We start from the raw sequence: 23499 nt of genomic DNA, 5'->3' as shown, positions 1-23499 counted from the left end.
TCATCCTTTAAAAAAACATTTTGCTCTATTATCGCACTTTTTTATAGTGATAGACAAACTTATTTCACGAAATTAGCAATTTTTTCAGCTGTTTCAATCGTCGCTTCTTCGAAAAAATTCATTTTACTAAAGTAACTATGGATTAATCCAGTCATATTTACATGCTCAACCGTCACTCCGGCATCCGTAAGCTTTTGTGCGTAGGCAAGGCCTTCATCGTAGAGGACGTCTGCCTCTGCAGCAATAATTATTGTTTTCGGTAAAACACTTAAATCCTCAATCTGAAGTGGGGATACGAGTGGATCCTTATAGTTTTGTCTATCTGTATAGTGACCCGCAAACCATTGCATTCCTTCTTTGTCTAAGCCGTAGTGTTTCCCGTACGTAGTGTAAGAATCCGTTGTAAAATCAACATTGACTACAGGATAAATAAGTGCCTGAGCTTTAATCGCCGGTCCATTTAATGTTGCGGTTAAGTAGGCGACAACTGTTGCCAAGTTTCCGCCTGCGCTATCACCAGCTACTGTTAGATTCGCTGCATCTCCGCCAATATGTTGGATGTTTTCGTAAACCCATTCTAAAGCGTCGTAGGCATCGTAGAGCGGTGTAGGGAATGGGTATTCTGGTGCTAGACGATAATCAACTGAGACAACGATTGCTTGCGCTTTTTCTGCTAAAAGCTGGCAGCCAGCATCCGTAGATTCTATATTTCCAAACACCCAACCGCCTCCATGATAATAAACAATGACAGGAAGTGTTTTCTCATAATTAGGTCTATAAATGCGCACATTAATTAGTGCTCCATCTCGTACCGTTATTTTTCTATCCTCTATTGCCGCAAGCTGTGGGCTGTGTGATGACGTCCATTTTGGTACTATGCGTATAGTTCTCGCTTCTTGAGGTGTTAAATCATAGTATTGCATAGGAGAATCGCAAGCTTTAATATAACGGACCGCTTCATCTCTTAACTTTGTCATCTTCATCAATCCTTTTTATTTTGTTTGTAAACTTTATTATAAACTATTCATATAATTTTACTAGGATTTAATATCGAAAAAGAAAATAATTTAATTTCTGAGCAGAAATAATCTGATTGTAAAGTAAAATTATGTTTATAATATAGTGAACGATAGTATTTGGAGGGACAATATGATTTCTTTAATTGTGGCACATGATAATAATTATGTGATTGGATATGAAAATGGCATGCCGTGGCATTTGCCTGGGGATTTACAATATTTTAAAAACAAAACGATGGGTAAACCAATGATCATGGGGCGTAAAACATTCGAGTCCATCGGTAGACCGCTTCCTGGTCGTCGCAATATTGTGATTACTCGTGACGAAAGCTATCACGCGGATGGGATTGAAGTGGTGACAAGCTTAGAGGGTGCCCTCGCCCTTGCTGGAGATGTTCCAGAAATTATGATTATTGGTGGCGAGCAAATTTTTCAATTATCGATGGATATCGCAGATCGCTTGTACATTACGAAAATTAATCATTCGTTTAATGGGGATACATACTTCCCAAAATATGAACAGGAATTTGTGAAAGTATCCTCAGAGGAGTCAGAAACAGCACCAGAAGGTTACACATTCCAATATCAGATTTTTGAACGTAAGAACTAAATAAATAGGAACTAATAAGCACGGTGATTTAATGACCGTGCTTATTTGACGTTACTAAAAACAATTGATAAAGGTATTTGAATGTTTATAGAATTAATGATTATAAGACTCATTATAACGTGGGGTTGTTTCCGTTCCGACTGTGCGCTTTCCTGGGGGCGTCTTCAAAGGGAAGTATCGAGTATGTTTATTATTTTTATAATGAAGATACGACACATCGTTTCCATACTTGGATGGTGCCTCGCTATGAATGATGTATGAATTTGGACGTTTCGTAGAATCGGTTAGACCTGTTTTACTTCATGCTAGAAATAAAATGAATAAAATATACAAGATGTCATGCGTGCTATAAAGGCATTAACGAAGGAATTAAAAAGTAATTACTCATTCACTAATATGAAAAATCGCTCCTTTTGTATGCATACGTAACCTTTTCCAAAAGAGAGCGATTTTTCGTTATTATTTATAAGTAAAAATAAACACAAGCATACATAGCGCCACAACCAGCTAACACAAATAGATGCCAAATTGTATGATTATAGGGAAGGGATCGCCATGCGTAAAAAATGGCTCCAATCGTATAGAAAAGCCCACCTGCAAATAGTAAAGCAAAACCATTAAAACCTAAGTAAAGATAAACAGGCTTTATGGCAAAAATAATTAACCAGCCCATACCGATGTAAAAAATTAAAGAAAGCTTCTCAAATCGATTAATAAAGAAGCATTTAAAAATAACGCCTACTAGTGCAAGTGACCAAATAATACATAATAAAGTAATACCTAATGTGCCACCAATCGCAATTAAAAGAAAAGGTGTATACGTTCCAGCAATTAAAATATAAATGGAAGAATGGTCAAGAATGGCGAAAAAGTGCTTGTATTTTTCAGGCATGCTATGTAGCAGCGTCGACATTAAAAATAAAATGATCACAGAGGCACCAAAAATACTAAATGATGTAATTTGGAGCGCACTTCCGGTTTGTACGGCTGCTAAAATAAGAACAACTAGCGCTGGAATACTTGCGATGAATCCAATGCCGTGTGTAATGGCATTCCACAATTCTTCCTTCCAAGTTTTATAGTCAAATGAATCGATCATATCGAACACTCCTTTCGTACATACATTTACTATACCCCAATAATTTTCATCCTGCTATTTACATTTGTCATGTTTTCAATATCAAAAGTGTCATATAAATGCTTAAATACTTGAAGGTCTTTGTTAGACAAGTACTCGACAAAACGTTATAGTATCCAAGGTAGCGGTTACAAACAGACTAAATAATTCGAAGTCTAATGACAAATGTCATGTTTACATAATGATTCGTTAGTCTATATAATAAATTTTAATGAAGTAAAAGGATGTGTCGAAGTGGGACGAATTCATATAGTAACGGACTCAACTTGTGATTTAACAAAAAAAGAAGTAGCGCAGCATGGTATACATATTGTGCCTTTAACGATTCAAATTGATGGAAAAACATATATAGATGGTGTTGATTTAGAGCCACAACCTTTTTTAGGCTTAATGAAGAATGCCGAAAATTTACCAAAAAGCTCGCAGCCTGCTCCAGGGAAATTTAAAGAATTATACGATGAGCTAGGTAAAAACGGAGATCAAATTATTTCAATTCATATGACTGGTGGTATGAGTGGAACAGTGGACTCGGCTCGTCAGGCAGCGCAAATGACAGATTCGGATGTAACTGTGATTGATTCACGTTTTATCGCCATAGGTCTAGCTATTCAATTACGAGAGGCTATTAAAATGCGCGATGCAGGTGCTACTGTCGAGGAAATCATTGCACGTCTTGACAAGGTGCGCGAAAATACTTATTTATATGTTATTGTTGACACACTTGAAAATTTAATTAAAGGCGGACGAATTGGTAAAGGTACAGGTTTTATCGGTTCATTGCTGAACATCAAAGTAATTGCGAACTTAGAAGGTGGCGCATACAATCCCGTATCCAAAGTACGTAGCCATAAACAGGTAGTGAACTACTTATTTAAGCAATTCCAAGCAGATACTGCCGGAAAAACAGTAAAGGCAGTTGGAATTTCTCACGCCGAGGGGCTGACAACGATGGGTGGACCATTAAAAGAATTAATCGAGGGAACAGGTTTTAATGAAGTAGAAATCGCCTTTACTTCACCAATCATCTCGACACATACTGGCCCAGGTGCAATTGGTTTTATTTATTTTGCAGAATAATATACAAGAGCTACTACATAAATAATTGTAGTGGCTTTTTATTTTCATAAAGCTATGGAAAAAGGTTTTACAATTTGAAAAAAATATTGTAAACTTACAATTTTTACGGAATACCTAGGTATAGTCACTTTTCATTGCGGCATGAACTATTCTATAATAGAAGTATCAGAAACTGATGGAAGGTGGTCAAATGAACATTTGGCGAATAATAGTTTTGTCATGTTTGACCGTCTTAGTACTAAGTGGTTGTTTAATATCAATAGATGAACCGAATCCGCAAGCTGAACCAGAAGGAGAGCAAGCAGGGACGGAGCAAGATATGAGACAGGATGAGCAACAAACAGAAAATGAGGAAAAAACCTCAAGAAATGTATTGACGCAAATTTTTGAACATTTTTTTGAGCCATCACCAGAGGATTTACGGAAAATTGATGAAGAAAACGCAAAGCAACTACATTACTTAGCACTCGGAGATTCTTTAACAGCGGGTGTTGGTGATGAATATAGTCAAGACGGTTTTGTTGGAAGATTAGCAGATTCATTTGTAGCTTGGCCCTCCATTTCCGACGTTGAGGTCGATAATCGAGGAAAAAGAGGAAGGCGTAGTGATCAGCTATTAAAATTAGTGAAAAAAGGGCATTATGATGAAGAGTTGCAAGACGCACAGCTTATTTCAGTTACAATGGGTGGAAATGATGTCATGAAGGTGGTCAAACAGGATCTGTTTAATTTGAAACGAGATGCCTTTGATAAAGAATTGCGGGCGTATAAGAAACGCTATAGTAAAATCGTTGACGGCATACGAGAAAAAAATCAAACAGTGCCTTTATTACTTATCGGTTTTTATAACCCATTCTCAATCGTGACAAATGAAGCTAATGAATTTGATACAATTATTACGGAGTGGAATAAAGTCATTGAAGATATAGCGAAGAAAGATGCTAATGCGTGCTATATATCAGTAGAGGACTTGTTTGATTCAAATAAAGAGCTCGTTTATCATACGGATTTCTTCCACCCAAATGCAAAAGGCTATGATAAAATGACAGAGCGAATTTTAAAGGCAATGGAGAAATGTGACATGGAACAAAAGATTAACAAGGAAATAGGCTTCGAGGAGTGACAAAATGAATAAATGGAAATTCGCTTTTTTTGCCTTAGCGGGCACAGTGCTTTTTACAATCCTCCTCGTCGTTTATTTAGTAACTAGACCAGTAGATGGAGTAAATTTAGCGGAGAGTTCAGAAGGTGAAAGTGAAGTAAAAGGAAATGTTCTCGTTGTCCAAACAACAACGAAAGAATTGGAATCCATATCGAAGAAGTATTTAAAGGATGCTTCTAAGGGTTCACCATTACCGTTGGATTTTACCATTGGTGATGATATTCAATTAAGAAGTAAATTAACTGTGTTCTATACAGAAATTCCAATTTCTATGAACTTCGATCCGATTGTCGATGAGAAAGGTAATATCATTTTAAAGCAGACAGGTATGAATGTAGGGCTCTTAAATATTCCGCCGGAGACCGCCATGAAAATTATGCGAGACACGGTGGAATTCCCTTCGTGGATTACAGTCAATCCGAATCAGGCGGAAATCTATATTGACTTATCGCGCATAAACATTGCTTCAGGATCTCGTGTTCGGGCAAAAGAATTAGATTTACCAAATGATAAAATTTTACTGGAAATTATCGTTCCTGGAGAATAAGGAGTGAAATGAATGGCAAAGCAATATGCAACATTTGCAGGTGGATGTTTTTGGTGTATGGTCAAGCCCTTCGACGAAACACCTGGCATTGAATCAGTGATTTCGGGCTATACGGGTGGACATGTTGTCAACCCAACTTATGAACAGGTATGCTCTGAAACGACAGGGCATGTTGAAGCGGTTCAAATAGCGTTTGATGATGAGTTATATTCTTATGAGCAATTACTTGCGACATTTTGGACATTAATTGATCCAACAGATGCTGGCGGACAATTTTATGATCGTGGGGAATCCTATACAACCGCGATTTTTTATCACAATGAGGAGCAACGTGATATAGCTGAACGTTCTAAGGCAGATTTACAGGCATCTGGTAAATTTGATAAGCCCGTTGCGGTGAAAATTTTACCAGCAAGCACGTTTTACCCGGCTGAAGACTATCATCAATATTATTATAAGAAAAATCCAATGCACTACGAGCGCTATGCTGTCGGATCTGGTCGCAAAGCGTTTCAGGAACAACACTGGGGGTTAAAAAATGAATAAAGAACAGCGATTAAAAGAATTATCGGACATGCAGTATTATGTGACACAGGAAAGTGGAACAGAGCCACCGTTCAGCAATGAATTTGATAAGCACTTTGAAGAGGGTATTTATGTAGATATCGTTTCAGGAAAGCCATTATTTAGCTCTCTTGATAAATACGATTCGGGCTGTGGTTGGCCAGCATTTGCAAAGCCAATTGAAAAGGAAGAAGTAACAGAGCATTTCGATACATCTCATGGGATGCGCCGTGTAGAAGTTCGAAGCAAAGAAGCTGATTCCCATTTAGGACATGTCTTCCCAGATGGACCAAGTGAACTTGGAGGCTTACGCTATTGTATTAACTCCGCTTCACTCCGCTTTGTTCCAAAAGGTGATTTAGAAAAAGAAGGCTATGCAGAATATCTTTCATTATTTAAATAACAAAAACTCCTAGCACAGGATACATCGTGCTAGGAGTTTTTTTAGCTTTTTTATGGTTGAGATAGTCAACCGATCTATAGAAACTTTTTGTAATCTTGAAGCAAGGCTCTGGGTAAAGTACCGCCATCGAAGTGACGGATAGAACCCTCAAAGCGATGGATAGACTCGACAAAGCGACGGATAAAACCGGCGAAGTGACGGAAAGACCTCGAGGCGACGGATAGAATTCTCGAAGTGATGGATAGAACCGGCGAAGTGACGGATAGCCAACGAAGCGAAGGATAGACTCGACAAAGCGACGGATAAAACCGCGAAACGACGGATAGCCAACGAAGCGACGGATAGACTCGACAAAGCGACGGATAAAACCGGCGAAGTGACGGAAAGACCTCGAGGCGACGGATAGAATTCGCGAAGCGACGGATAGACTCGACAAATCGACGGATAAAACCGCGAAACGACGGATAGCCATCGAAGCGACGGATAGAACCGGCGAAGCGACGGATAAAACCGGCGAAACGACGGATAGCCATCGAAGCGAAGGATAGACTCGACAAAGCGACGGATAAAACCGACGAAGTGACGGATAGAACCCTTCAAAGCAAAGGATAGACCAATCAAAATAGCGGATCAAACATCATAAAGATAGGTTCCGAAACGTTTGGAGAAGCTACACATTGTGCTTCACCCAAACTTTTGATGTAGAACCTTTAAAGACACTTCATACTTTAAATTCACTAACAAGATTACGCAGGCTATCTGCTTGTTGTGCAAGTTCTGTGGCAGCGGCATTAATTTCCTGCATAGATGCAGATCCTTGAGTTGCCGCAGCGGCAGAAGTGACTGTGTTGGCAGCTGATTGTTCAGCATAGGCATTCACATGGACGAAATCGTTCGCTACAGCATTGCTATAATCAAGTGTTAATGCAATTTTCTCTACCATAGCTGCGATAATTGTCGTCGTTTCTTTAGTATGTGTTAAAATGTTGGCTAAAGATTGATTTGTTTCATTGGTAACTTCGACGCCGCGAATAACGGATGTGACACCCTCATGGTTTTGAGAGATGATGGACGTCACTTCATCTTGAATGGACGTTACAATGGATGTGACTTCTTTTGCAGCACTCTGAGATTGTTCTGCTAGCTTTCGAACTTCATCAGCTACAACGGCAAAGCCTTTTCCATGCTCACCAGCGCGTGCTGCCTCAATCGCAGCATTTAAGGCAAGTAGATTTGTTTGCTCAGAAATAGCTGTAATCGTGCTGATAATAGATGTTATGTCGGCAGATTTTCGCCCAAGTGCTTCGACAGTAGTAGTTGTGGAGGCCATCGTTTCTTCAATAGATTGCATCACTAACGAAGATTGTTCAACAGAGCGACTACCATCATCGGCCGCTTGCTGCATTGCCAAAGATGCACGCTGTACAGCATTAGCTTGCTCGTTTAAATGGCGCATAGAATGCTCAAGATCACTCATTTTTTGTTGAGCGCTAGTCATGCTAGAAATCGTATTCTCGCTATCACTCGCAATATCAGCTGTGGCATCTGCAATATTCTGTATAGTACGGGCATTCTCATCTGCTAATGACATCAGTTCCTGGCCACTACTTGAAACGTGGTCCGCAAGCTCGCTGACACGTTTAATCAAATTAGATATAGATTCAATAAGTGTATTGGTTGAAGCAGCAATAGTTGAGAATTCATCATGATTCCGAACTTTAACGCGTCGTGTCAGGTCTCCTCCAGCCTGAGCAATATCGAGAATGGAATGGTTAATAGCTTGTGTATTGTTTTTTAATGATTTAAATAACATATAACCGAAAGTAATGATTGCAATAAATCCAATAAGTGAAATGAAGAAGAAAGAAGTAATAGATAGAGTAACTTGCTTATTAAGTTTATCTAATTTTGCTTTATTTGCAGCATCCATAACCGAATTAATGGACTCGATATTTTTATCAATATACTGCTTCATCGTTTCCCCTGTACCGCCCATCATGAGTTTGCGAGCTTGCTCAAGACCGAGTTCATCACGCATTGTCATAACCTTATTAGAATATTCAAGGTAATTTTTATAATATTGATCGATAGCCTGTATATAACCTAACTCTAGTTCTCTCTCTGTAAACTTTTTGTCTAAGGCACTAATTTTTTTATCTATGGAATCAATTTTCATATTGTAAGAAGTAGCAAAATTCCCATTCCCAGTAATTAAATAGGCCTGTTCTAAATTGGTGAGCCCCGCAATTTCATACCCAAGTTGGTTGACAGTTAATTGTTCCTGAACGTTTTTCTCAGTAAAATCCTTCATTTGTCCTTGCAGATTCTGAATATTGATAAACGATAATAAACCCATTACGCCATTAATTACAATAATAAGAGAAAATATAATAAGCACTTTGCCTCGAATTAAATGGTAAAAACGTTGTCGTTTTTCTTTAGTAGGAGGGAGATTATGCCTACTATCCTCTAAATCATGTGCTTTCTTTTTTGAAAGGCTAGTTTTAAAGAGAGACGGGCGTTTCTGTACGGAGTTACTGGATTTATGAGAGTTTTTCATCGCCATCACCTTCCTATTTTTGAATAGTTGATTTAAATTTTACCTTATTTTTCTAGGTATTTCTATTGTTTTTTTATAAAATTTTCATTTTTCAGATTAATGGGTGTATTATTTTTCTATGACAAAAGTCCAAAGGTGAGAAGAAAATAGTTCTATTAGTGATGGTAGGAGAAAATACTTAATAGTTATTTTTATGACTAAGAAGGTATTTTTTGATAAACTAGCGGAAAGCAGATGAGTGAAGAGGGGATTTCTAGTATGAAAAAGAGTTTTTATTTATATGTACTAACATTCAGAGGTGGGGATTGGTCAGATTCGAAGGTACGATTTGCGGAGGAAATGTTCCATGAGCATAATTTTCCAAAGCAAAGCACAGACTTTGATGAGCTTTCTACTTATATTGAGTCGTTCGCCACAGACAACTTAACAACAGGAGTGTTTGATGAGTTATGGGCATTATACGTAGATCATGCATGATAATACGTTGAAACAATATAATTTATTTCAAGTTGCTAGACGTCTAGCATTGCGAAAATATGAGAAACACAGTATTATTTAAAGTGATAACTGACAGAAAAGAGGGATTGCAGTATGAGTGTTCATATTAATGCAAAAAAAGGCGAAATCGCTGACACAATTTTACTTCCAGGAGATCCATTACGTGCAAAATACATTGCTGAAACGTTTTTAGAAGATGTAACTTGCTATAACGAGGTTCGTAATATGTTTGGTTATACAGGTACGTACAAAGGTAAACGTATTTCTGTACAAGGTACTGGTATGGGTGTGCCTTCAATCTCGATTTACGCTTCAGAATTAATGCAAGAATATGATGTTCAAAAATTAATCCGCGTAGGTACTTGTGGTGCAATTCAAAAAGATGTAAAAGTTCGTGACGTAATTTTAGCGCAAGCAGCAACATCTGATACACGTATGAACCAAATCATTTGGGGCGGCGCTATCGACTTCGCACCGATCTCAGACTTTGATTTACTATTAAAAGCATACAATGCAGGTAAAGAAGCTGGTTTAAACCTACAAGTAGGTAATATCTTTACAGCAGATATGTTCTATTCTGATGAGAATCAAAACGAAAAATTAGCTCAATACGGCGTACTTGCTGTAGAAATGGAATCAGCAGCACTTTACACATTAGCTGCAAAACACGGCCGTAAAGCACTTTCTATCCTAACAGTAAGTGACCACATTCTAACTGGTGAAGTAACAACATCAGAAGAACGTCAAACTACATTCAATGATATGATCGTTGTAGCGTTAGAAGCAGCAATTCAAGAATAAGGGTATCAAGGCTTTGTCAAAATAAGGCGAGAGACCAAAAGAGACCAAAGTGATTTTCACAGGTCATCGAAAAGGTCACTCGCCTTATCTTTTTGCAGTCTATCAATAGTGTGCATCTATCATGTGATTTGCAAGCTGTTTTTATCATTTCTTAAGTGAGCAAATATTGAAATTAACATTTCCGGTTTAATCCTTTCTAGACTTTGGTTTTAACTGAGCATTTCGCATAATAGGATATGATAATAATAATGCTCCAACACTACATAAGCCTAATAAAGTCATCAGTGTCATTCCCGAAGCATCTAAATCTAATCCTGAAAACCATTCCATACTAACGCTTAAATAGTTACCATAATATAAAACCATGAAAATAACTGACAACAACATGAGAATAATGATACTTTTCTGCATTCCTAAACGAAAGTTAATACTATATAGTAGAAAAGACACCCCGAACAAAAAGAGTCCGAACATAAGATCAATCCATAAATAAGCAAAGAAATGATATCCATCTATTAAAAATAATCCAGGATGTAAAATGTTCGCTCCGATTTCCCAGTGAAGATATAAAGTTTTTAAAATATATTGCAATACATTTAGCAATATAATGCTTATAACAACTGCTATAATACCCACACCATAATAGACTTTGAGCAATTGTACTCTCGTACTTCCCATCCCAATCGCAACTGGATACATTGATCTATATCCATTTATTCCAAATAATGCAATGAAGAAATAAGCGGGACCTGAAATTGAGGCAACAACATCATCTCCAAGTCCAAATATATAGCCAATAAGGACCCACAACACCGTCAACGGAATAGTAATGTAGAGAAACATTAATTTACCTAAATAAAATATGGCCTCCTCTGAGACTAAACGAAATGTTCCATATAAAGAATTCATCCTTATTCGGCCTCCTCAGTCTTATTTAACAAATAATCTTGTAATTTTACTTTTTCGATTGATAGTCCATGTAAAGATGCAATTTCTTTCCATTTTTCGTTAAAAGGTACATCAACCATCACTTTTAACCTAGATCCTAATTCACTTGCTTCTAAAACATATTGTCCATCCGTCACTTTTTCGATCGTATTTTTGTCTCCTACCAACCAGATTCCACACTCTCTAATTTCATCTATTGGTTCATGTATGAATACTTCTTTATCATGAATAACAAGAATTGAATCACATATCTGTTGGATTTCTTCAATATGATGGGTAGACACTAAAAACAATCTTGGATGCTGTTCCTGACTTTCTCGTATAATTTTATACATTTTCTTCCGCATATTTGCGTCTAATCCATTACTAGGTTCATCCAGAATCGTGATTTTCGCATTGCTAGAAATTCCAATGATAAACTGCAAAGCAGATTTCATCCCTTTTGATAACTTTGATATTTTCTTATTTTCATCTAGCCTAAAGATCTTTAAGAGTCGATTAGCCATATCCATATCCCAATTGGAATAATAATACTGTCCAAATCGCAAAGAATCCTTTACATTCCAGATGGAACTAAATGGATGATCCTCTTGCATATAACATACAGATTGAACAACTTCTGCGCGATTATAGGGGGCCGTTCCCATGATCTCAACAATTCCTTTGTTTGGCTTGTCATGCCCAGCAAGAAGTTTCATTAGCGTCGTTTTTCCAGCTCCATTTCGCCCCCATACTGCGGTAATACCATTTTCCTTTTCTTTGAAAGAAATATCCTTAAGTATTGATTCTTCACCGTATCCATAGGTAACATTCTCAACTCGAATCAATTTTTCTCCTCCTCTTTTATTAATTTCACCACTGTCTCAACACTCATTCCCAATCGCTTTGCTTCTTCTAGGAGTGGCAATATATATTCATTTCGATACTGTTTTTTCCTTTCGTCTAACAATTTTGTTTTAGCTCCTTCCATAACAAACATCCCAATTCCACGTTTTTTAAATATGATTTCTTCATCGACCAAAGTCTGTAGTCCTTTTCTTACAGTTGCCCTGTTGATGTTATAAAAATTTGATAGTTCATTTTCAGATGGAACTTGTTCTCCTTCTTTTAAGTGTCCTTCAACAATGTCGTTTATTACGATTTGTGCAATTTGCTGAAAGATGGGTAGTGATTCATCTAATATTGGCTTCAACAAGAACACTCCTTTCTTTGCCTCAGTTTTGCTCATGTTGATTGTATGGTTGTATACTCGTGTAACCAACTATACAATGACTACTTAATTTTGTAAATAGGTTTTTGTTCAATACATGATTTCTTTAAGATTTTCTTCAAAAAAATGATGTGTCGATTACGCAAAAAACACTGATCCATTCAATAATTTGAACGAAGTCAGTGTTTTTCTTTCTGGTGCCTTATTTGAACAGGTTAATGGTATTGCAATCGACAAAGTAGGGAACAAGGTTTGTAGTAATGAAGAGATTTTAAATGAGTTTCGAAAATGAATAAGAAAATAAAAAATAGTAGCATTTGCTACTATTTTAATATCTTTACAGCAGATATGTTCTATTCTGATGAAAATCAAAACGATAAATTAGCTCAATAGGGCGTACTTGCTGTAGAAATGGAATCAGCAGCACTTTACACATTAGCAGCAAAACACAGCCGTAAAGCACTTTCTATCTTAACTGGTGAAGTAACAACATTAGAAAAACGTCAAACTACATTCAACGATATGATCGTTTTTGCATTAGAGGCAGCAGTTCAAGAATAGTTGTTTAATCAACGTTTGTAGTAAGTCTAAAACATTAAGAATAAGAGCAACCGACCAAAAACCGACCATTTTATAAAATGGTCGGTTGCTTTTTCTTTATCTTACATGATTAAGTATTAGAGGTATTAATTGTTTCTTGAATCTTTACTAGGATCCTTTACATATTGTTTTATTTCTTTCAGAAAACCTGTAGGCTTGCTTAAAAAAAGCTGACATCGGGATCAGCGGTATTATATTGTTTTGGGAATAGAAATCCTGTGGTGTATGGTGAAAATTGACCATTTAATCGGAAAGCTTTTTCAATTTCAACTGCAGCGCGACGTGCGTCTTCAACGGACCGCTTTCCGGTAACGATGTCGTTCATTAAGTTTAAAGCCATAAAATTCGCTGCTTCTTGATCGCATTTCGCCGTAGCTTCACCAGCCGTTCGGTCCGGATATAAGCTGCCATCAAACTTTGCTAAATCATCAAAAAATTGAACAGGTACTTTATAATCTATGGTTTGTTCCAAATAATCAAGATGGGGAGTAGGGGTGTTATGAGGTACTGTATCAAGATGAACAATCGTACGCTTCCAAGGACCGTTGTTATACCAGATGATTCTTCTAGAACATGCTTCATTTGGTAAACCATATTTATTTATTAACAAATAAGCAGTATTTTTTGGTTCTCCAGTCCAGCTCTCCAAAATTTGATATAAATTTGGAGGATAACCGCTTAATCCATAATACATTTAAATACCTCCAGATAGTTTTTCTATTATATGTTGAGTATTTGTACATAGTTACAGTGTAAGTTGGAGAGTCACAAATAAAAATATTATGTTTATTGTGACCTTGGAGCATGTACAATACGATTTTCGCCTGTCTTTGTACAGTCTAAGAAAAAACGCTTCTCTATTTTGTCATATTGCAGTGTACAGTCGATAAAGTTCGTATTTTATTTAAAGCTTGTTGAAAGAATAGGTGCTGCCAAAAGCGGGTACATGGTAGCTTTATTTCCGGTAATTGAAGGTATAGCTTCTGTTCTAATTGGTGAATTAGCGCTTTCAATGTATTTGATAATAGGATGTCTTTCTAGCTGTATAGGTGCAGCTATAGTTTTAGGATTTAGAATTCCCCGAAAAATTTAAACAAACGTGAATCAAGTCATTGGAGACAATGTAAATGATATAAAGAATTGTGATTACAGTAGACCGCTCAGAAATGAACTGCGCCCCAATTGTTAGACACGCCATCTAACAATTGGAGGTGCAGTTTTTTTGTATTTATTATTTCATAATCTGTGGAAAACAAATCTAATGGTGAACGTCCAGTTCCTTTCCGTTGGCTCCATATGCCATGCGTAAATAGTTTAAATGCGACAATCGAAAATAAACACAACACAGACAATTTTTATTTAAATCAGGAGAAAATATGGAATTCGAAAAAAAATAGAAATACTTGACTGTAATGAGATATTATGAATCTAAAGGACAAACGAAAGATTTAGGGGGATTATATTTTGAAAAAGGCATTTAGTTTGCTATTTACAGTTCTTATATGCTGTAGTTTATTGTTTATGTGTAAAAGTGAAGTTAAAGCAACTTTTGTAGGTGTGATTGAAGAGGTGATAAACGATCGGGCAGCTTTTGTTTATGTAACTGAAGCTGAAAATGATGCGGTTTACGGAATTATTTATGTAAATCTAGCGAAGAATCCTGACGAAACATTTAAGGTTGGTGATAAAGTAAAAGTCGGTTATGGTGGAACAGTCCAATATACAGCACCAATGGTAATTACTACACTTACTGTTGAATTAGTTGAGTAATATAATAGTACTATGTAACGTTACTGATTCCGGATGCAATTATGTCGAGGCATAATTGATTTGCTGTTAAATAGTTCTTGAATTTGTATTCAAATTCCTTTATATTAAAAGAGACTGAAAGGTATCTTTTTGGAGGTTTAAATGAAAAAAGGTGAATTAACAAGGCGCAATATTATTCGAAAATCTGCTACAATTTTTAACAAAAAAGGTTATATGACAACAACAATGAGTGACATTATTCAGGAAACAAATATTCAAAAAGGGGGGATATATCGACACTTTAAGGATAAAGAGCAGCTGATGGTCGAGTCTTTTCATTTTTCTACCGAAATCATGCAACATCATTTAAAGACGAGTGTTTCACAACACAAAAATGCAACGGACAAATTAATCGCATTTGTGGAGGCCTTTTTACAATTAAGTGAAGGAAAACCGATCGTAGGTGGGTGTCCTATTTTTAACGCAGCTATAGAAATGGATGATCTAGAAGGAAGTGCGTTACTGCCATCGATTAATGAAGCAATGGATATGATGATAATGTGGATAATGAAAATTATAGAGGATGGAATTAAGCATCAGGAGTTGAAGCAGTCAGTACAGCCATACGACACTGCGATATATATTGTGTCAACACTTGAAGGTGGACTCGTATTAGATCGATTAAAGAATGATGGGCAATTATCAAAGATCATTATAAATAATTTGAGGCAATATATTTCAATGATTGCTACCGAGCGGCCATAAAGCCGTCTTTTTTACAATCAAAAAGAGACTAAATGGTATCTTTTTTGGAGGGGATTATTATGAAATATTTATTATTCGTTGCTTTCATCGTAATTATTTTATTGCTAAGGAGATATATCATTCTTCATATTTTTACACCGAAAATGAAAGAGGATAAAAAATACCCGAATGCGACTTATGAAAACATTGAAATAGAACTGGGTCCTGGGACAATTCGAGGGTGGCTTATGAAAAGCGAGAGGGCAAGAGGTTGCTTTCTGCTGATTCACGGATGGGGCTCTAATAAATCAGACATGTTACGATATGTTGATCCCTTATTAGCTAGCGATTATGACGTAATAATTGTGGATGTTCTTGGTCATGGACAAAGTGAATCATTACAAAAACAAGTGAGTATTGCATCGTTTGTCCAAAGTATAACATCAACGATTGATTATGTGTGCGAGAGGCCAGATATTAATAGTAATGCACTCTATGTTTTAGGGCATTCGATGGGGGGAATCGCTGCAAGTATTGTGAATTCCACAGATTTGAGGTTACAAGCACTTATTACTGATTCAATGCCTACATCATTAAAAAGTATTAGCAAATCAATGGCTGAAAAAGTAACAATTCCTTATATTCCTTTTGGCTGGCTTTTTGTCAGTTGGTTTTTATTACGAGGAGGTGTTTTTATAAAAGCTAGGAGAGAATGGTGTCTAGAAAAAATAGTGAAAAACCAACAGTCCCCAGCACTTGCCATACACTCTATTGAGGATAAAAAAGTGCCGATTTCAAATGTGGATGTACTAATAAATAATAGCAACTTTAAACAGGTAATTAAAGTTGTAACAAAAGGTCACCATAATTGTGTAAAAGATAAATATTTTTGGGATAACATTTTTCATTTTATAGCAAGTAATGAGGAGGAAGTAATAGATGAAGTATATTGATACACTTGTGATTGGTGCAGGTCCAGGAGGATATGTGGCGGCTATTCGCGCTACTCAAATGAAGCAAAACGTAACAATTGTAGAGAGAGAGTATTTAGGAGGCGTTTGCTCAAATGTCGGTTGTATCCCATCAAAAGTGCTGATTTCAGTAGGTCACCGTTTTGAACAAGCAAAGCATTCAGATGATATGGGTGTTGTTGCACAAGAAGTAAAACTTGACTGGACAAAAGTGCAAGAATTCAAAAAAGGCGTAGTTTCTAAATTAGTAGGCGGTGTTGAAAGTCTATTAAAAGGCAACAAGATCGACATTGTGAAAGGTGAAGCATATTTCATAGATGCAAACACTGTACGTGTAATTGATGGCGACAACGCACAAACTTACTCATTCAAAAATGCTATCCTTGCAACAGGTTCTCGATCGGTTGAAATTCCAACATTCAAATTCACTGAACGCGTCATCAACTCAACTGATGCACTTTCTTTACCAGAAGTACCGGAGAAATTAGTTGTCATTGGTGGTGGTTACATCGGTACTGAACTAGGTTCTGCTTACGCTAACTTAGGTTCTCAAGTAACAATCATTGAAGGCAGCAAAGACATTTTAGCTGGATTTGAAAAGCAAATGACACAAGTTGTGAAAAAAGGCTTAAAGAAAAAAGGCGTAGAAGTTGTTGTTGGCGCATCAGCTACAGGTGTGGAAGAAAATGAAAACGGCGTAGTTGTAACGTATGAAGCTGGCGGAGAAGAAAAAACAGTTGAAGCTAATTATGTATTAGTAACTGTAGGTCGTCTTCCAAATACAGATGAAATGGGTCTTGAAGCAGTAGGCATCGAATTCGCAGAACGAGGTTTACTAAAAGTTGACAAACAATGCCGTACTTCAGTACCAAACATTTATGCAATTGGTGATATCGTATCTGGTCCACAGCTTGCTCATAAAGCATCTTATGAAGGTAAAGTAGCTGCAGAAGCAATCGCTGGCGAAAAATCAATCGTAGATTACTTAGCAATCCCAGCTGTATGTTTCACAGATCCAGAACTTGCAACTGTTGGTTACAATGAAGAGCAAGCAAAAGCAGAAGGTATTGAGGTGAAAGTAGCGAAATTCCCATTCGCAACAAATGGTCGTGCATTAGCTTTAAATGCAACAGAAGGTTTTGTGAAACTTGTTGTACGTAAAAATGATGGCATATTAATCGGTGCTCAAATTGTTGGTGCTGGTGCATCTGATATGATTGCTGAATTAAGTCTTGCGATCGAAGCGGGTATGACTGCAGAAGATATAGCATTAACAATCCATGCTCATCCAACTTTAGGTGAGATTACAATGGAAGCTGCTGAGGTAATTATGGGGAGGCCAATTCATATTGTGAAAGCATAGTGGATATACTTCGAATACCGATATGATGAAACTATCTAATAGGTTTTTTATTTACGATAAATCATCGCTTAAAGCACCTGCCTAAGCCTTTTGTTTGTGGGTAGGTGTTTCCTATAGACAGCAAGTAAGAAGCAAATATGTGATAGAAGCCATGACAGGTGATAACAGGTAAGCGATGTTGATAAGCAAAATCATTCTAGTGTTTGCTCTTTCGGTCTTTCAAGTATTGACCTTTCAGAGGGATACAAAGCTATGTACAGATGTATATGAGCGTCCCTATGAACATGTGGTAGATAACAAAAGGACTTGTGTGTATTCATACACACAAGTCCTAGAATATTGGATATATCAAAATTCATTTATTGTTTCGTCGGATTAAATGTGTATCATTCCCACACCATTAATTCATTTTTGCAAAAGCTACAAGTGTTCCTTTGTCAGAAGATTGGAAACCATTCTTTTCATAAAAATGACGGACATCAGGTGCTTCTTCTGTTAAAAGAACTTTTTGACGAACATCTTTATATTTTTCCAAAATATGATGCATCATATCAGTCGCAATGCCTTGATTTTGATGGCTATTCAATACTAAAATATCCTGTATATAAATAATTGTAAGACCATCACCTACAACTCTTGTTAAACCAATTAATTGATCATTTTCCCATGCAGATAATACATAGATAGAGTTTAACAATGCTTGCTGTAATTGGTCTAAATCTTTTGTATAGGCATACCATTCTACATCTTCATAAAGTGCTTTTAAACCATTCTTATCAATATGCTTTTCTTCTTTAAATACAATTGTCATTTTATTTCCTCCTCAAAATTTTATTTTGAAGAGTGTAAACGTAATTTATCCACTGTCTTATACCTCCTTTCAAACTACTTCCACGTTCTTAATTGAGTTGTTTGAATTATATCAAAATTATAAAAATACAGTAACTCTACAACTCTTTTATCCTACTTATGATAATTCTTTCAATGAACGTTAGAATACTAAATCGACCCAATTTATGTGTCATATTGTAGGGGAGAGAAGGCATGGCAATCTAAGAAATATCAAAAGATTCTATATGGTTCAAATTTTCATTTAAAATATTTTTTGCCACTTATTAGGTGGAAAGGGGATGTCGTGAAATTAAATGTTACAGTATGAACAGGAAAGAAATCATAAAAAAAACAAAATAAGCACAAATCAAACAGCATATAGGTTTAGAAATAGTGAGGGGATTCTTTTATGTAAGAAGAAAGTAAAATCCAACAATATAAAATAGGAGGTAGAAAGATGCACAAAAAAACTTGGCTTATATTGATTTGTTTAGCTATTTTAATATCTGGTTATTCCGTGGTTCAATATTTTTTCATGGATGCGCATCAAGCAGGGTTTGTTAAATTGAAGCTTATGTTAAATTCAACATTGAGTTCGTATTGGTACATAATGCTTTATTTGCATATCGTATTTGGTATAGTGGCTTTAGTCATTGGTCCCTTTACATTATTTTCGAGGTTTAGAGAAAAAAATATTAAACGTCATCGTATGATGGGGAAAATTTATATGTTAGGTATTTTATTAGGTAGTGTTTCGGGGCTTTATTTAGCCTTTTATGCTACTGGAGGATTGGTGTCTCAGTTGGGGTTTGGTTTCTTATCTATATTTTGGCTGATAACAGCACTTCAAGCTCTTGCTAAAATTAAATATAAAAAAGTTCTTGATCATCAAAAGTAGATGATAAGAAATTATTCTTTAACCTTTGCAGCTGTCGCATTAAGAATTTGGCTAGCCTTGTTTACTGTACTATTTGGATTTGAACATTTTAATCTTAGTTACTCTATAATCGCTTGGTTATGTTGGGTACTCAATTTAATCGTAGTAGAATGGTTTATACAACGAAAATTAAATATGATGAAGCATCAGGAAAATGAGAATTTACAATTTTAACTTCTTTCAGCAAATGATTTTGTAGCGAAAGCAAAGCGTGGAGGGAGTGGCTAGACGCTTGCCGGAAGTGGAAGTCAATAAAATTTGTCGGATGCTCCAACTTCAAGAACACAAGAAAACATCCATTGTGTTTTATAACAAAATTAAAAAATAAAATAAACCTGCTCAATTTATACGTATTAGATTGAACATAGGAAAAATAGTTGGAATAGCGATTGTTCTTTTGTTTGTAGGTGTGAAGAGGAGGCAATTGACTAGCTTATAGGCATTTGTGTAGACTGTTAATGCTTTTATAGCATAACCTATATCGAAATCGAAAGGAGGAAAAATTATGCGATACGATTACGGGCATGGTGGTCATGGAGGACAACAAGGTGGGAGACATCCATATTACCCGGTTACTTCTCCAACCCATTTTTATCCGACTCAACATCATCCAGCCCATCATTATCCAACCCACCATTACCACCCAATGCATTACTACCCAACACATACAACATATCCAACCCATCATCGCCATCCGCACCATCACCACCACCAGCACATGAACCCACGCTATTACTAATATACCTATTAAAAAAGAAACGACAATATCTTTATAAAAAGTCGGTCGTTCCAGTTCATATAAATAATTATTTTAGCTGGGACCAAATGGCGTGCTTTACCAATAAAAATGTAAAAAGATGACTAAATAAACTTACAATATCCAGAAGCGACTATTGTTCATAAAGGCTTATATAGAAAGGGGCATCGGAAGAAAGTGATTCTTAACTTATAAATTTGGAGGTAGGGATAACTTAGTTTTCCCTATAAATGAGCATCAAAGTGTAGTATTGGTATTATTTATTAATAACAAGAAGCTAGTGCCGACAACACTTATGGATAAAAACTATAAGATAAAAAAAGAATTATTGTTGGTACTAGTTTATAATAAGATTTCATTTGATGTTTTGTTGGGAAATTTTAAAGAGGCTGGGCAAAGTCATATTCTAAAGGGCGGCGTATTATCTCGTTACTTAAAAAAGGTCACTCTGTGGAAGTGACCTTGAATGAACTGGTGTAAGACAAAAAATTTCACCTAGTTAATATTTTCTAATAGCTACAAAGAGTTTTTCTTATAAAGATTAATTTATGAAAGTAGCGCCGACAATTATTAAAAGAATGAACAGAACAACAATTAGAACAAATGTTGAACCGTTATTGCCACCTCCATAGCTATAACCTCCATAGCAACAATTGTTGTTGTAATTGCCACTGAACCATCCCATGATGCATTCCTCCTTTCTACTTCTATAATATGTAGCGTTACAAAAAGTGGAGAGGTATTTATCCAACAAGCACCTTAGAAGTATAAATTTTTGAAAATAATACTTTGAGAAAAAAAGGGCCACTGTTTGGAAGTGACCCTCAGTAACAATTCAAGGCGGTGTAGGCTAAAAAATTAGCTTATTATATTATTATGATGAGATAACTACTTTTGTATAGTGAATTGCCTTAGGAATTAATTTATAAATTTAAATGTAAAAAATCCACATGCAAACAGGGATTTCTATAAGACCAAGATAGCTTAATTGCCGTCTTGGTCTATTTTGTATGACGAAAATGGAAGATTCACATAACAAATTAAACCAACTTAATAGGTGATTCTAATTAACAGTATAAAAAATTTCCATTGACACATCATAGAAGAGTATTATAGATGTTTTGTTAAATCAAATAAAGCATTTAGAGAGGTGAAAGGTTTAAAAAATGGATATCATCCTAGCGTTATTACCAGCTCTCTTTTGGGGAAGTATTGTATTATTTAACGTCAAGCTCGGTGGTGGACCCTATAGTCAAGTACTTGGCACAACATTTGGTGCCCTTATTTTCTCTATAGGTATTTACTTTTTTGTAAAGCCTGAGTTATCTCCTATAGTGTTTGGAGTCGGAATTGTATCAGGTCTTTTTTGGGCATTAGGTCAGGTAAACCAATTGAAAAGTATTGATTTAATAGGGGTTTCCAAAACAATGCCCATTTCGACAGGGCTACAATTAGTATCAACGACTTTATTTGGCGTGATCGTGTTTCATGAATGGTCGACAACAATGTCGGTTATATTAGGTGTTCTTGCACTTATTAGTATCATCATTGGTATTGTTCTCACATCACTACCTAATCCAGAAGAGAAACAAGAAGAACACGGAAGCAATTTGAAAAAAGGAATTTTAATTTTACTTGTTTCCACTTTTGGTTATTTAGTATATGTAGTGGTAATACGCTTATTTAATGTAAGTGGATGGTCTGCCTTATTTCCACAAGCAATCGGAATGGTAATAGGTGGGGTTTTATTAACATTTAAGCATAAGCCATTTAATAAGTATGCCATTCGTAATATTATCCCAGGTTTAATATGGGCTGCCGGAAATATGTTTTTATTTATATCACAGCCTCGTGTAGGAGTTGCAACAAGTTTTTCTCTTTCTCAAATGGGGATTGTCATCGCTACTTTAGGTGGAATTTTTATATTAGGTGAGAAAAAAACAAAAAAGCAATTCATCGCAATTATCATTGGGATTGTTTTTATAGTCGCTGCTGGGATTATGTTAGGGATTGCGAAAAGATAAAAAGGAGGGCCTTGTATGTATCCGGATTTAGAAGGAAAAGTTGTTGTGATTACAGGTGCTGCAACGGGACTAGGTAAAGCAATGGGCATGCGCTTCGTAGCAGAAAAAGCGAAAGTAGTTATAAATTATCGTTCAAATGAAGCGGATGTAAATGCTGTAGTGGAAGAGGTTAAAAAAGCCGGTGGGGAGGCCATTGCTGTACAAGGTGATGTTACAGTTGAAGCGGATGTCATCAATCTCGTTCAAACAGCTATAAAAGAGTTTGGGACCCTCGATGTAATGATTAATAATGCGGGTATAGAAAATCCAGTAGCTTCTCATGAAATGCCGTTAAGCGATTGGAATAGAGTCATCAATACAAATTTAACAGGTGCGTTTTTAGGAAGTCGAGAAGCAATTAAATACTTCGTGGAGAACGATATTAAAGGTACTGTTATCAATATGTCCAGTGTTCATGAGAAAATTCCTTGGCCTTTATTCGTGCATTATGCCGCTAGTAAAGGGGGCATTAAGTTAATGACAGAAACATTAGCGTTAGAATATGCTCCAAAGGGAATTCGTGTCAATAACATCGGACCTGGAGCGATCAATACACCCATAAATGCTGAAAAATTTGCAGATCCAGCAAAACGTGCAGATGTGGAAAGTATGGTACCAATGGGGTATATCGGAAAACCAGAGGAAATTGCCGCAGTCGCAGTATGGCTTGCTTCATCACAAGCTAGTTATGTAACAGGGACTACTCTATTTGCGGATGGTGGAATGACTTTATATCCTGAATTCCAAGCTGGTCGTGGATAAGTAATATGATGTAACTTCTTTCAGCAAATGTCTTTTGTAACGTAAGTGAAACGGCAGTTACAAATGAATGCGGGTTTAAGTTCTTTTCAGCTGGTGTACAAACATCCGCTGAATTAAGTTAAAGCCTCCAGCAGGTGATTAATAATGGGTACTAAGTCTTTTTTATGTTTATTGATACCGTCCCC

Annotated in this window: 23 protein-coding genes and 4 pseudogenes; 18 read left to right on the top strand and 9 right to left on the bottom strand. The window is 36.3% G+C overall.

Features of this window, described 5'->3' with window-relative positions; translation table 11 throughout:
• Positions 1–59: 59 nt before the first annotated feature.
• A complete protein-coding gene (locus AN161_RS02290; protein ID WP_053592765.1) occupies positions 60–977 on the bottom strand; it encodes an alpha/beta hydrolase in 918 nt (305 codons plus the stop codon).
• A 172-nt stretch (positions 978–1149) separates the two neighbouring features.
• Here AN161_RS02290 and AN161_RS02285 point away from each other — a divergent pair, with 172 nt between their 5' ends.
• Positions 1150–1629 (top strand): dihydrofolate reductase, encoded by a 480-nt coding sequence (locus tag AN161_RS02285; RefSeq protein ID WP_053592764.1) that lies wholly within the window; start codon positions 1150–1152, stop codon positions 1627–1629.
• 176 nt (positions 1630–1805) lie between these two features.
• A pseudogene (locus tag AN161_RS30435) lies at positions 1806–2058 on the top strand (hypothetical protein); the annotation flags it as partial.
• A gap of 34 nt (positions 2059–2092) precedes the next feature.
• On the opposite strand, the gene AN161_RS02280 reads toward AN161_RS30435, so the two are convergent.
• Entirely contained in the window at positions 2093–2728 is a 636-nt protein-coding gene (locus tag AN161_RS02280; RefSeq protein WP_053592763.1) for a hemolysin III family protein, read from the bottom strand.
• A 273-nt stretch (positions 2729–3001) separates the two neighbouring features.
• On the opposite strand from AN161_RS02280, the gene AN161_RS02275 reads away from it, so the two are divergent.
• From AN161_RS02275 to msrB, 5 genes are all read left to right on the top strand, one after another.
• Positions 3002–3844, top strand: coding sequence for a DegV family protein (locus AN161_RS02275; protein WP_053592762.1), 843 nt, complete (start codon positions 3002–3004; stop codon positions 3842–3844).
• A gap of 190 nt (positions 3845–4034) precedes the next feature.
• Positions 4035–4967, top strand: coding sequence for a GDSL-type esterase/lipase family protein (locus AN161_RS02270; protein WP_241774473.1), 933 nt, complete (start codon positions 4035–4037; stop codon positions 4965–4967).
• A 4-nt stretch (positions 4968–4971) separates the two neighbouring features.
• Entirely contained in the window at positions 4972–5553 is a 582-nt protein-coding gene (locus tag AN161_RS02265) for a YpmS family protein (RefSeq protein ID WP_053592760.1), read from the top strand.
• 12 nt (positions 5554–5565) lie between these two features.
• The gene (gene msrA / locus AN161_RS02260) at positions 5566–6099 is read left to right on the top strand and encodes a peptide-methionine (S)-S-oxide reductase MsrA (protein WP_053592759.1); all 534 of its coding nucleotides are present in this window, start codon (positions 5566–5568) and stop codon (positions 6097–6099) included.
• Complete coding sequence (gene msrB, locus AN161_RS02255) at positions 6092–6520, top strand: peptide-methionine (R)-S-oxide reductase MsrB (RefSeq protein WP_053592758.1); 429 nt, start codon at positions 6092–6094, stop codon at positions 6518–6520. The genes msrA and msrB overlap by 8 nt, the downstream gene beginning before the upstream one ends.
• A gap of 721 nt (positions 6521–7241) precedes the next feature.
• Here msrB and AN161_RS02250 read toward each other — a convergent pair.
• Entirely contained in the window at positions 7242–9080 is a 1839-nt protein-coding gene (locus AN161_RS02250; RefSeq protein ID WP_053592757.1) for a methyl-accepting chemotaxis protein, read from the bottom strand.
• Positions 9081–9338: 258 nt separating this feature from the next.
• On the opposite strand from AN161_RS02250, the gene AN161_RS02245 reads away from it, so the two are divergent.
• Together AN161_RS02245 and deoD are read left to right on the top strand one after the other, a co-directional pair.
• Positions 9339–9557 carry a YozE family protein gene (locus AN161_RS02245; RefSeq protein WP_053592756.1) on the top strand — a complete coding sequence of 73 codons (219 nt, stop codon included), beginning with the start codon at positions 9339–9341 and terminating at the stop codon, positions 9555–9557.
• Between the two features lie 114 nt (positions 9558–9671).
• Positions 9672–10379 (top strand): purine-nucleoside phosphorylase, encoded by a 708-nt coding sequence (gene deoD, locus AN161_RS02240; RefSeq protein WP_053592755.1) that lies wholly within the window; start codon positions 9672–9674, stop codon positions 10377–10379.
• A 186-nt stretch (positions 10380–10565) separates the two neighbouring features.
• Here deoD and AN161_RS02235 read toward each other — a convergent pair whose 3' ends face one another.
• Genes AN161_RS02235 through AN161_RS02225 form a run of 3 tightly spaced genes read right to left on the bottom strand, consistent with a single transcriptional unit; the run spans position 10566 to position 12519 of the window.
• Complete coding sequence (locus tag AN161_RS02235) at positions 10566–11288, bottom strand: hypothetical protein (protein WP_053592754.1); 723 nt, start codon at positions 11286–11288, stop codon at positions 10566–10568.
• A 2-nt stretch (positions 11289–11290) separates the two neighbouring features.
• Entirely contained in the window at positions 11291–12154 is an 864-nt protein-coding gene (locus AN161_RS02230; protein ID WP_053592753.1) for an ABC transporter ATP-binding protein, read from the bottom strand.
• Positions 12151–12519, bottom strand: a complete 369-nt coding sequence (locus AN161_RS02225) for a GntR family transcriptional regulator (protein ID WP_053592752.1) — start codon at positions 12517–12519, stop codon at positions 12151–12153. The genes AN161_RS02230 and AN161_RS02225 overlap by 4 nt, the downstream gene beginning before the upstream one ends.
• Positions 12520–12867: 348 nt before the next feature.
• Here AN161_RS02225 and AN161_RS02220 point away from each other — a divergent pair.
• Positions 12868–13098 (top strand): annotated as a pseudogene (locus AN161_RS02220) (purine-nucleoside phosphorylase); the annotation flags it as partial.
• Between the two features lie 199 nt (positions 13099–13297).
• Here AN161_RS02220 and AN161_RS02215 read toward each other — a convergent pair.
• Positions 13298–13831 carry a hypothetical protein gene (locus AN161_RS02215; RefSeq protein ID WP_053592751.1) on the bottom strand — a complete coding sequence of 178 codons (534 nt, stop codon included), beginning with the start codon at positions 13829–13831 and terminating at the stop codon, positions 13298–13300.
• Positions 13832–14023: 192 nt separating this feature from the next.
• Between AN161_RS02215 and AN161_RS30430 the strand changes: the two are divergent.
• The 5 genes and pseudogenes from AN161_RS30430 to lpdA form a co-directional block, all read left to right on the top strand.
• Positions 14024–14230, top strand: a pseudogene (locus AN161_RS30430) (EamA family transporter); the annotation flags it as partial.
• Positions 14231–14601: 371 nt separating this feature from the next.
• Positions 14602–14907, top strand: a complete 306-nt coding sequence (locus tag AN161_RS02210; RefSeq protein ID WP_053592750.1) for a hypothetical protein — start codon at positions 14602–14604, stop codon at positions 14905–14907.
• 141 nt (positions 14908–15048) lie between these two features.
• A complete protein-coding gene (locus AN161_RS02205; protein ID WP_053592749.1) occupies positions 15049–15651 on the top strand; it encodes a TetR/AcrR family transcriptional regulator in 603 nt (200 codons plus the stop codon).
• A gap of 59 nt (positions 15652–15710) precedes the next feature.
• Positions 15711–16583 carry an alpha/beta fold hydrolase gene (locus AN161_RS02200; RefSeq protein WP_053592748.1) on the top strand — a complete coding sequence of 291 codons (873 nt, stop codon included), beginning with the start codon at positions 15711–15713 and terminating at the stop codon, positions 16581–16583.
• A complete protein-coding gene (gene lpdA / locus AN161_RS02195; protein ID WP_053592747.1) occupies positions 16570–17964 on the top strand; it encodes a dihydrolipoyl dehydrogenase in 1395 nt (464 codons plus the stop codon). Before AN161_RS02200 ends, lpdA begins: the two co-directional genes overlap by 14 nt.
• A 400-nt stretch (positions 17965–18364) precedes the next feature.
• Here lpdA and AN161_RS02190 read toward each other — a convergent pair whose 3' ends face one another.
• A complete protein-coding gene (locus tag AN161_RS02190) occupies positions 18365–18775 on the bottom strand; it encodes a GNAT family N-acetyltransferase (RefSeq protein WP_053592746.1) in 411 nt (136 codons plus the stop codon).
• A gap of 477 nt (positions 18776–19252) precedes the next feature.
• Between AN161_RS02190 and AN161_RS02185 the strand changes: the two are divergent.
• A pseudogene (locus tag AN161_RS02185) lies at positions 19253–19906 on the top strand (DUF2306 domain-containing protein).
• 1124 nt (positions 19907–21030) lie between these two features.
• Here the strand turns inward: AN161_RS02185 and AN161_RS27250 are convergent.
• Positions 21031–21174, bottom strand: coding sequence for a YjcZ family sporulation protein (locus AN161_RS27250; RefSeq protein ID WP_075807153.1), 144 nt, complete (start codon positions 21172–21174; stop codon positions 21031–21033).
• A 481-nt stretch (positions 21175–21655) separates the two neighbouring features.
• On the opposite strand from AN161_RS27250, the gene AN161_RS02175 reads away from it, so the two are divergent.
• Together AN161_RS02175 and gdh are read left to right on the top strand one after the other, a co-directional pair.
• The gene (locus AN161_RS02175; RefSeq protein WP_053592744.1) at positions 21656–22513 is read left to right on the top strand and encodes a RhaT/GlcU family sugar-proton symporter; all 858 of its coding nucleotides are present in this window, start codon (positions 21656–21658) and stop codon (positions 22511–22513) included.
• A gap of 15 nt (positions 22514–22528) precedes the next feature.
• Entirely contained in the window at positions 22529–23314 is a 786-nt protein-coding gene (gdh, locus tag AN161_RS02170; protein WP_053592743.1) for a glucose 1-dehydrogenase, read from the top strand.
• Positions 23315–23499: the final 185 nt, after the last annotated feature.

The organism is Lysinibacillus sp. FJAT-14222 (assembly GCF_001278875.1).
GTDB classification, from domain to species: Bacteria; Bacillota; Bacilli; order Bacillales_A; family Planococcaceae; genus Lysinibacillus; species Lysinibacillus agricola.
Note: the sequence above shows the minus strand (reverse complement) of the source record. Positions and strands in the feature narration are given on the sequence as shown.

Excerpts from the sequence above, each read along its gene's own strand:
- deoD (WP_053592755.1), top strand. The coding sequence starts at position 9,672 with ATGAGTGTTCATATTAATGCAAAAAAAGGCGAAATCGCTGACACAATT.
- AN161_RS02190 (WP_053592746.1), bottom strand. The coding sequence starts at position 18,775 with ATGACAATTGTATTTAAAGAAGAAAAGCATATTGATAAGAATGGTTTA.
- AN161_RS02280 (WP_053592763.1), bottom strand. The coding sequence starts at position 2,728 with ATGATCGATTCATTTGACTATAAAACTTGGAAGGAAGAATTGTGGAAT.
- msrA (WP_053592759.1), top strand. The coding sequence starts at position 5,566 with ATGGCAAAGCAATATGCAACATTTGCAGGTGGATGTTTTTGGTGTATG.
- AN161_RS02250 (WP_053592757.1), bottom strand. The coding sequence starts at position 9,080 with ATGAAAAACTCTCATAAATCCAGTAACTCCGTACAGAAACGCCCGTCT.
- lpdA (WP_053592747.1), top strand. The coding sequence starts at position 16,570 with ATGAAGTATATTGATACACTTGTGATTGGTGCAGGTCCAGGAGGATAT.
- AN161_RS02200 (WP_053592748.1), top strand. The coding sequence starts at position 15,711 with ATGAAATATTTATTATTCGTTGCTTTCATCGTAATTATTTTATTGCTA.
- AN161_RS02205 (WP_053592749.1), top strand. The coding sequence starts at position 15,049 with ATGAAAAAAGGTGAATTAACAAGGCGCAATATTATTCGAAAATCTGCT.
- AN161_RS27250 (WP_075807153.1), bottom strand. The coding sequence starts at position 21,174 with ATGGGATGGTTCAGTGGCAATTACAACAACAATTGTTGCTATGGAGGT.
- AN161_RS02215 (WP_053592751.1), bottom strand. The coding sequence starts at position 13,831 with ATGTATTATGGATTAAGCGGTTATCCTCCAAATTTATATCAAATTTTG.
- AN161_RS02175 (WP_053592744.1), top strand. The coding sequence starts at position 21,656 with ATGGATATCATCCTAGCGTTATTACCAGCTCTCTTTTGGGGAAGTATT.
- msrB (WP_053592758.1), top strand. The coding sequence starts at position 6,092 with ATGAATAAAGAACAGCGATTAAAAGAATTATCGGACATGCAGTATTAT.
- AN161_RS02270 (WP_241774473.1), top strand. The coding sequence starts at position 4,035 with ATGAACATTTGGCGAATAATAGTTTTGTCATGTTTGACCGTCTTAGTA.
- gdh (WP_053592743.1), top strand. The coding sequence starts at position 22,529 with ATGTATCCGGATTTAGAAGGAAAAGTTGTTGTGATTACAGGTGCTGCA.
- AN161_RS02290 (WP_053592765.1), bottom strand. The coding sequence starts at position 977 with ATGACAAAGTTAAGAGATGAAGCGGTCCGTTATATTAAAGCTTGCGAT.
- AN161_RS02265 (WP_053592760.1), top strand. The coding sequence starts at position 4,972 with ATGAATAAATGGAAATTCGCTTTTTTTGCCTTAGCGGGCACAGTGCTT.
- AN161_RS02235 (WP_053592754.1), bottom strand. The coding sequence starts at position 11,288 with ATGAATTCTTTATATGGAACATTTCGTTTAGTCTCAGAGGAGGCCATA.
- AN161_RS02245 (WP_053592756.1), top strand. The coding sequence starts at position 9,339 with ATGAAAAAGAGTTTTTATTTATATGTACTAACATTCAGAGGTGGGGAT.
- AN161_RS02285 (WP_053592764.1), top strand. The coding sequence starts at position 1,150 with ATGATTTCTTTAATTGTGGCACATGATAATAATTATGTGATTGGATAT.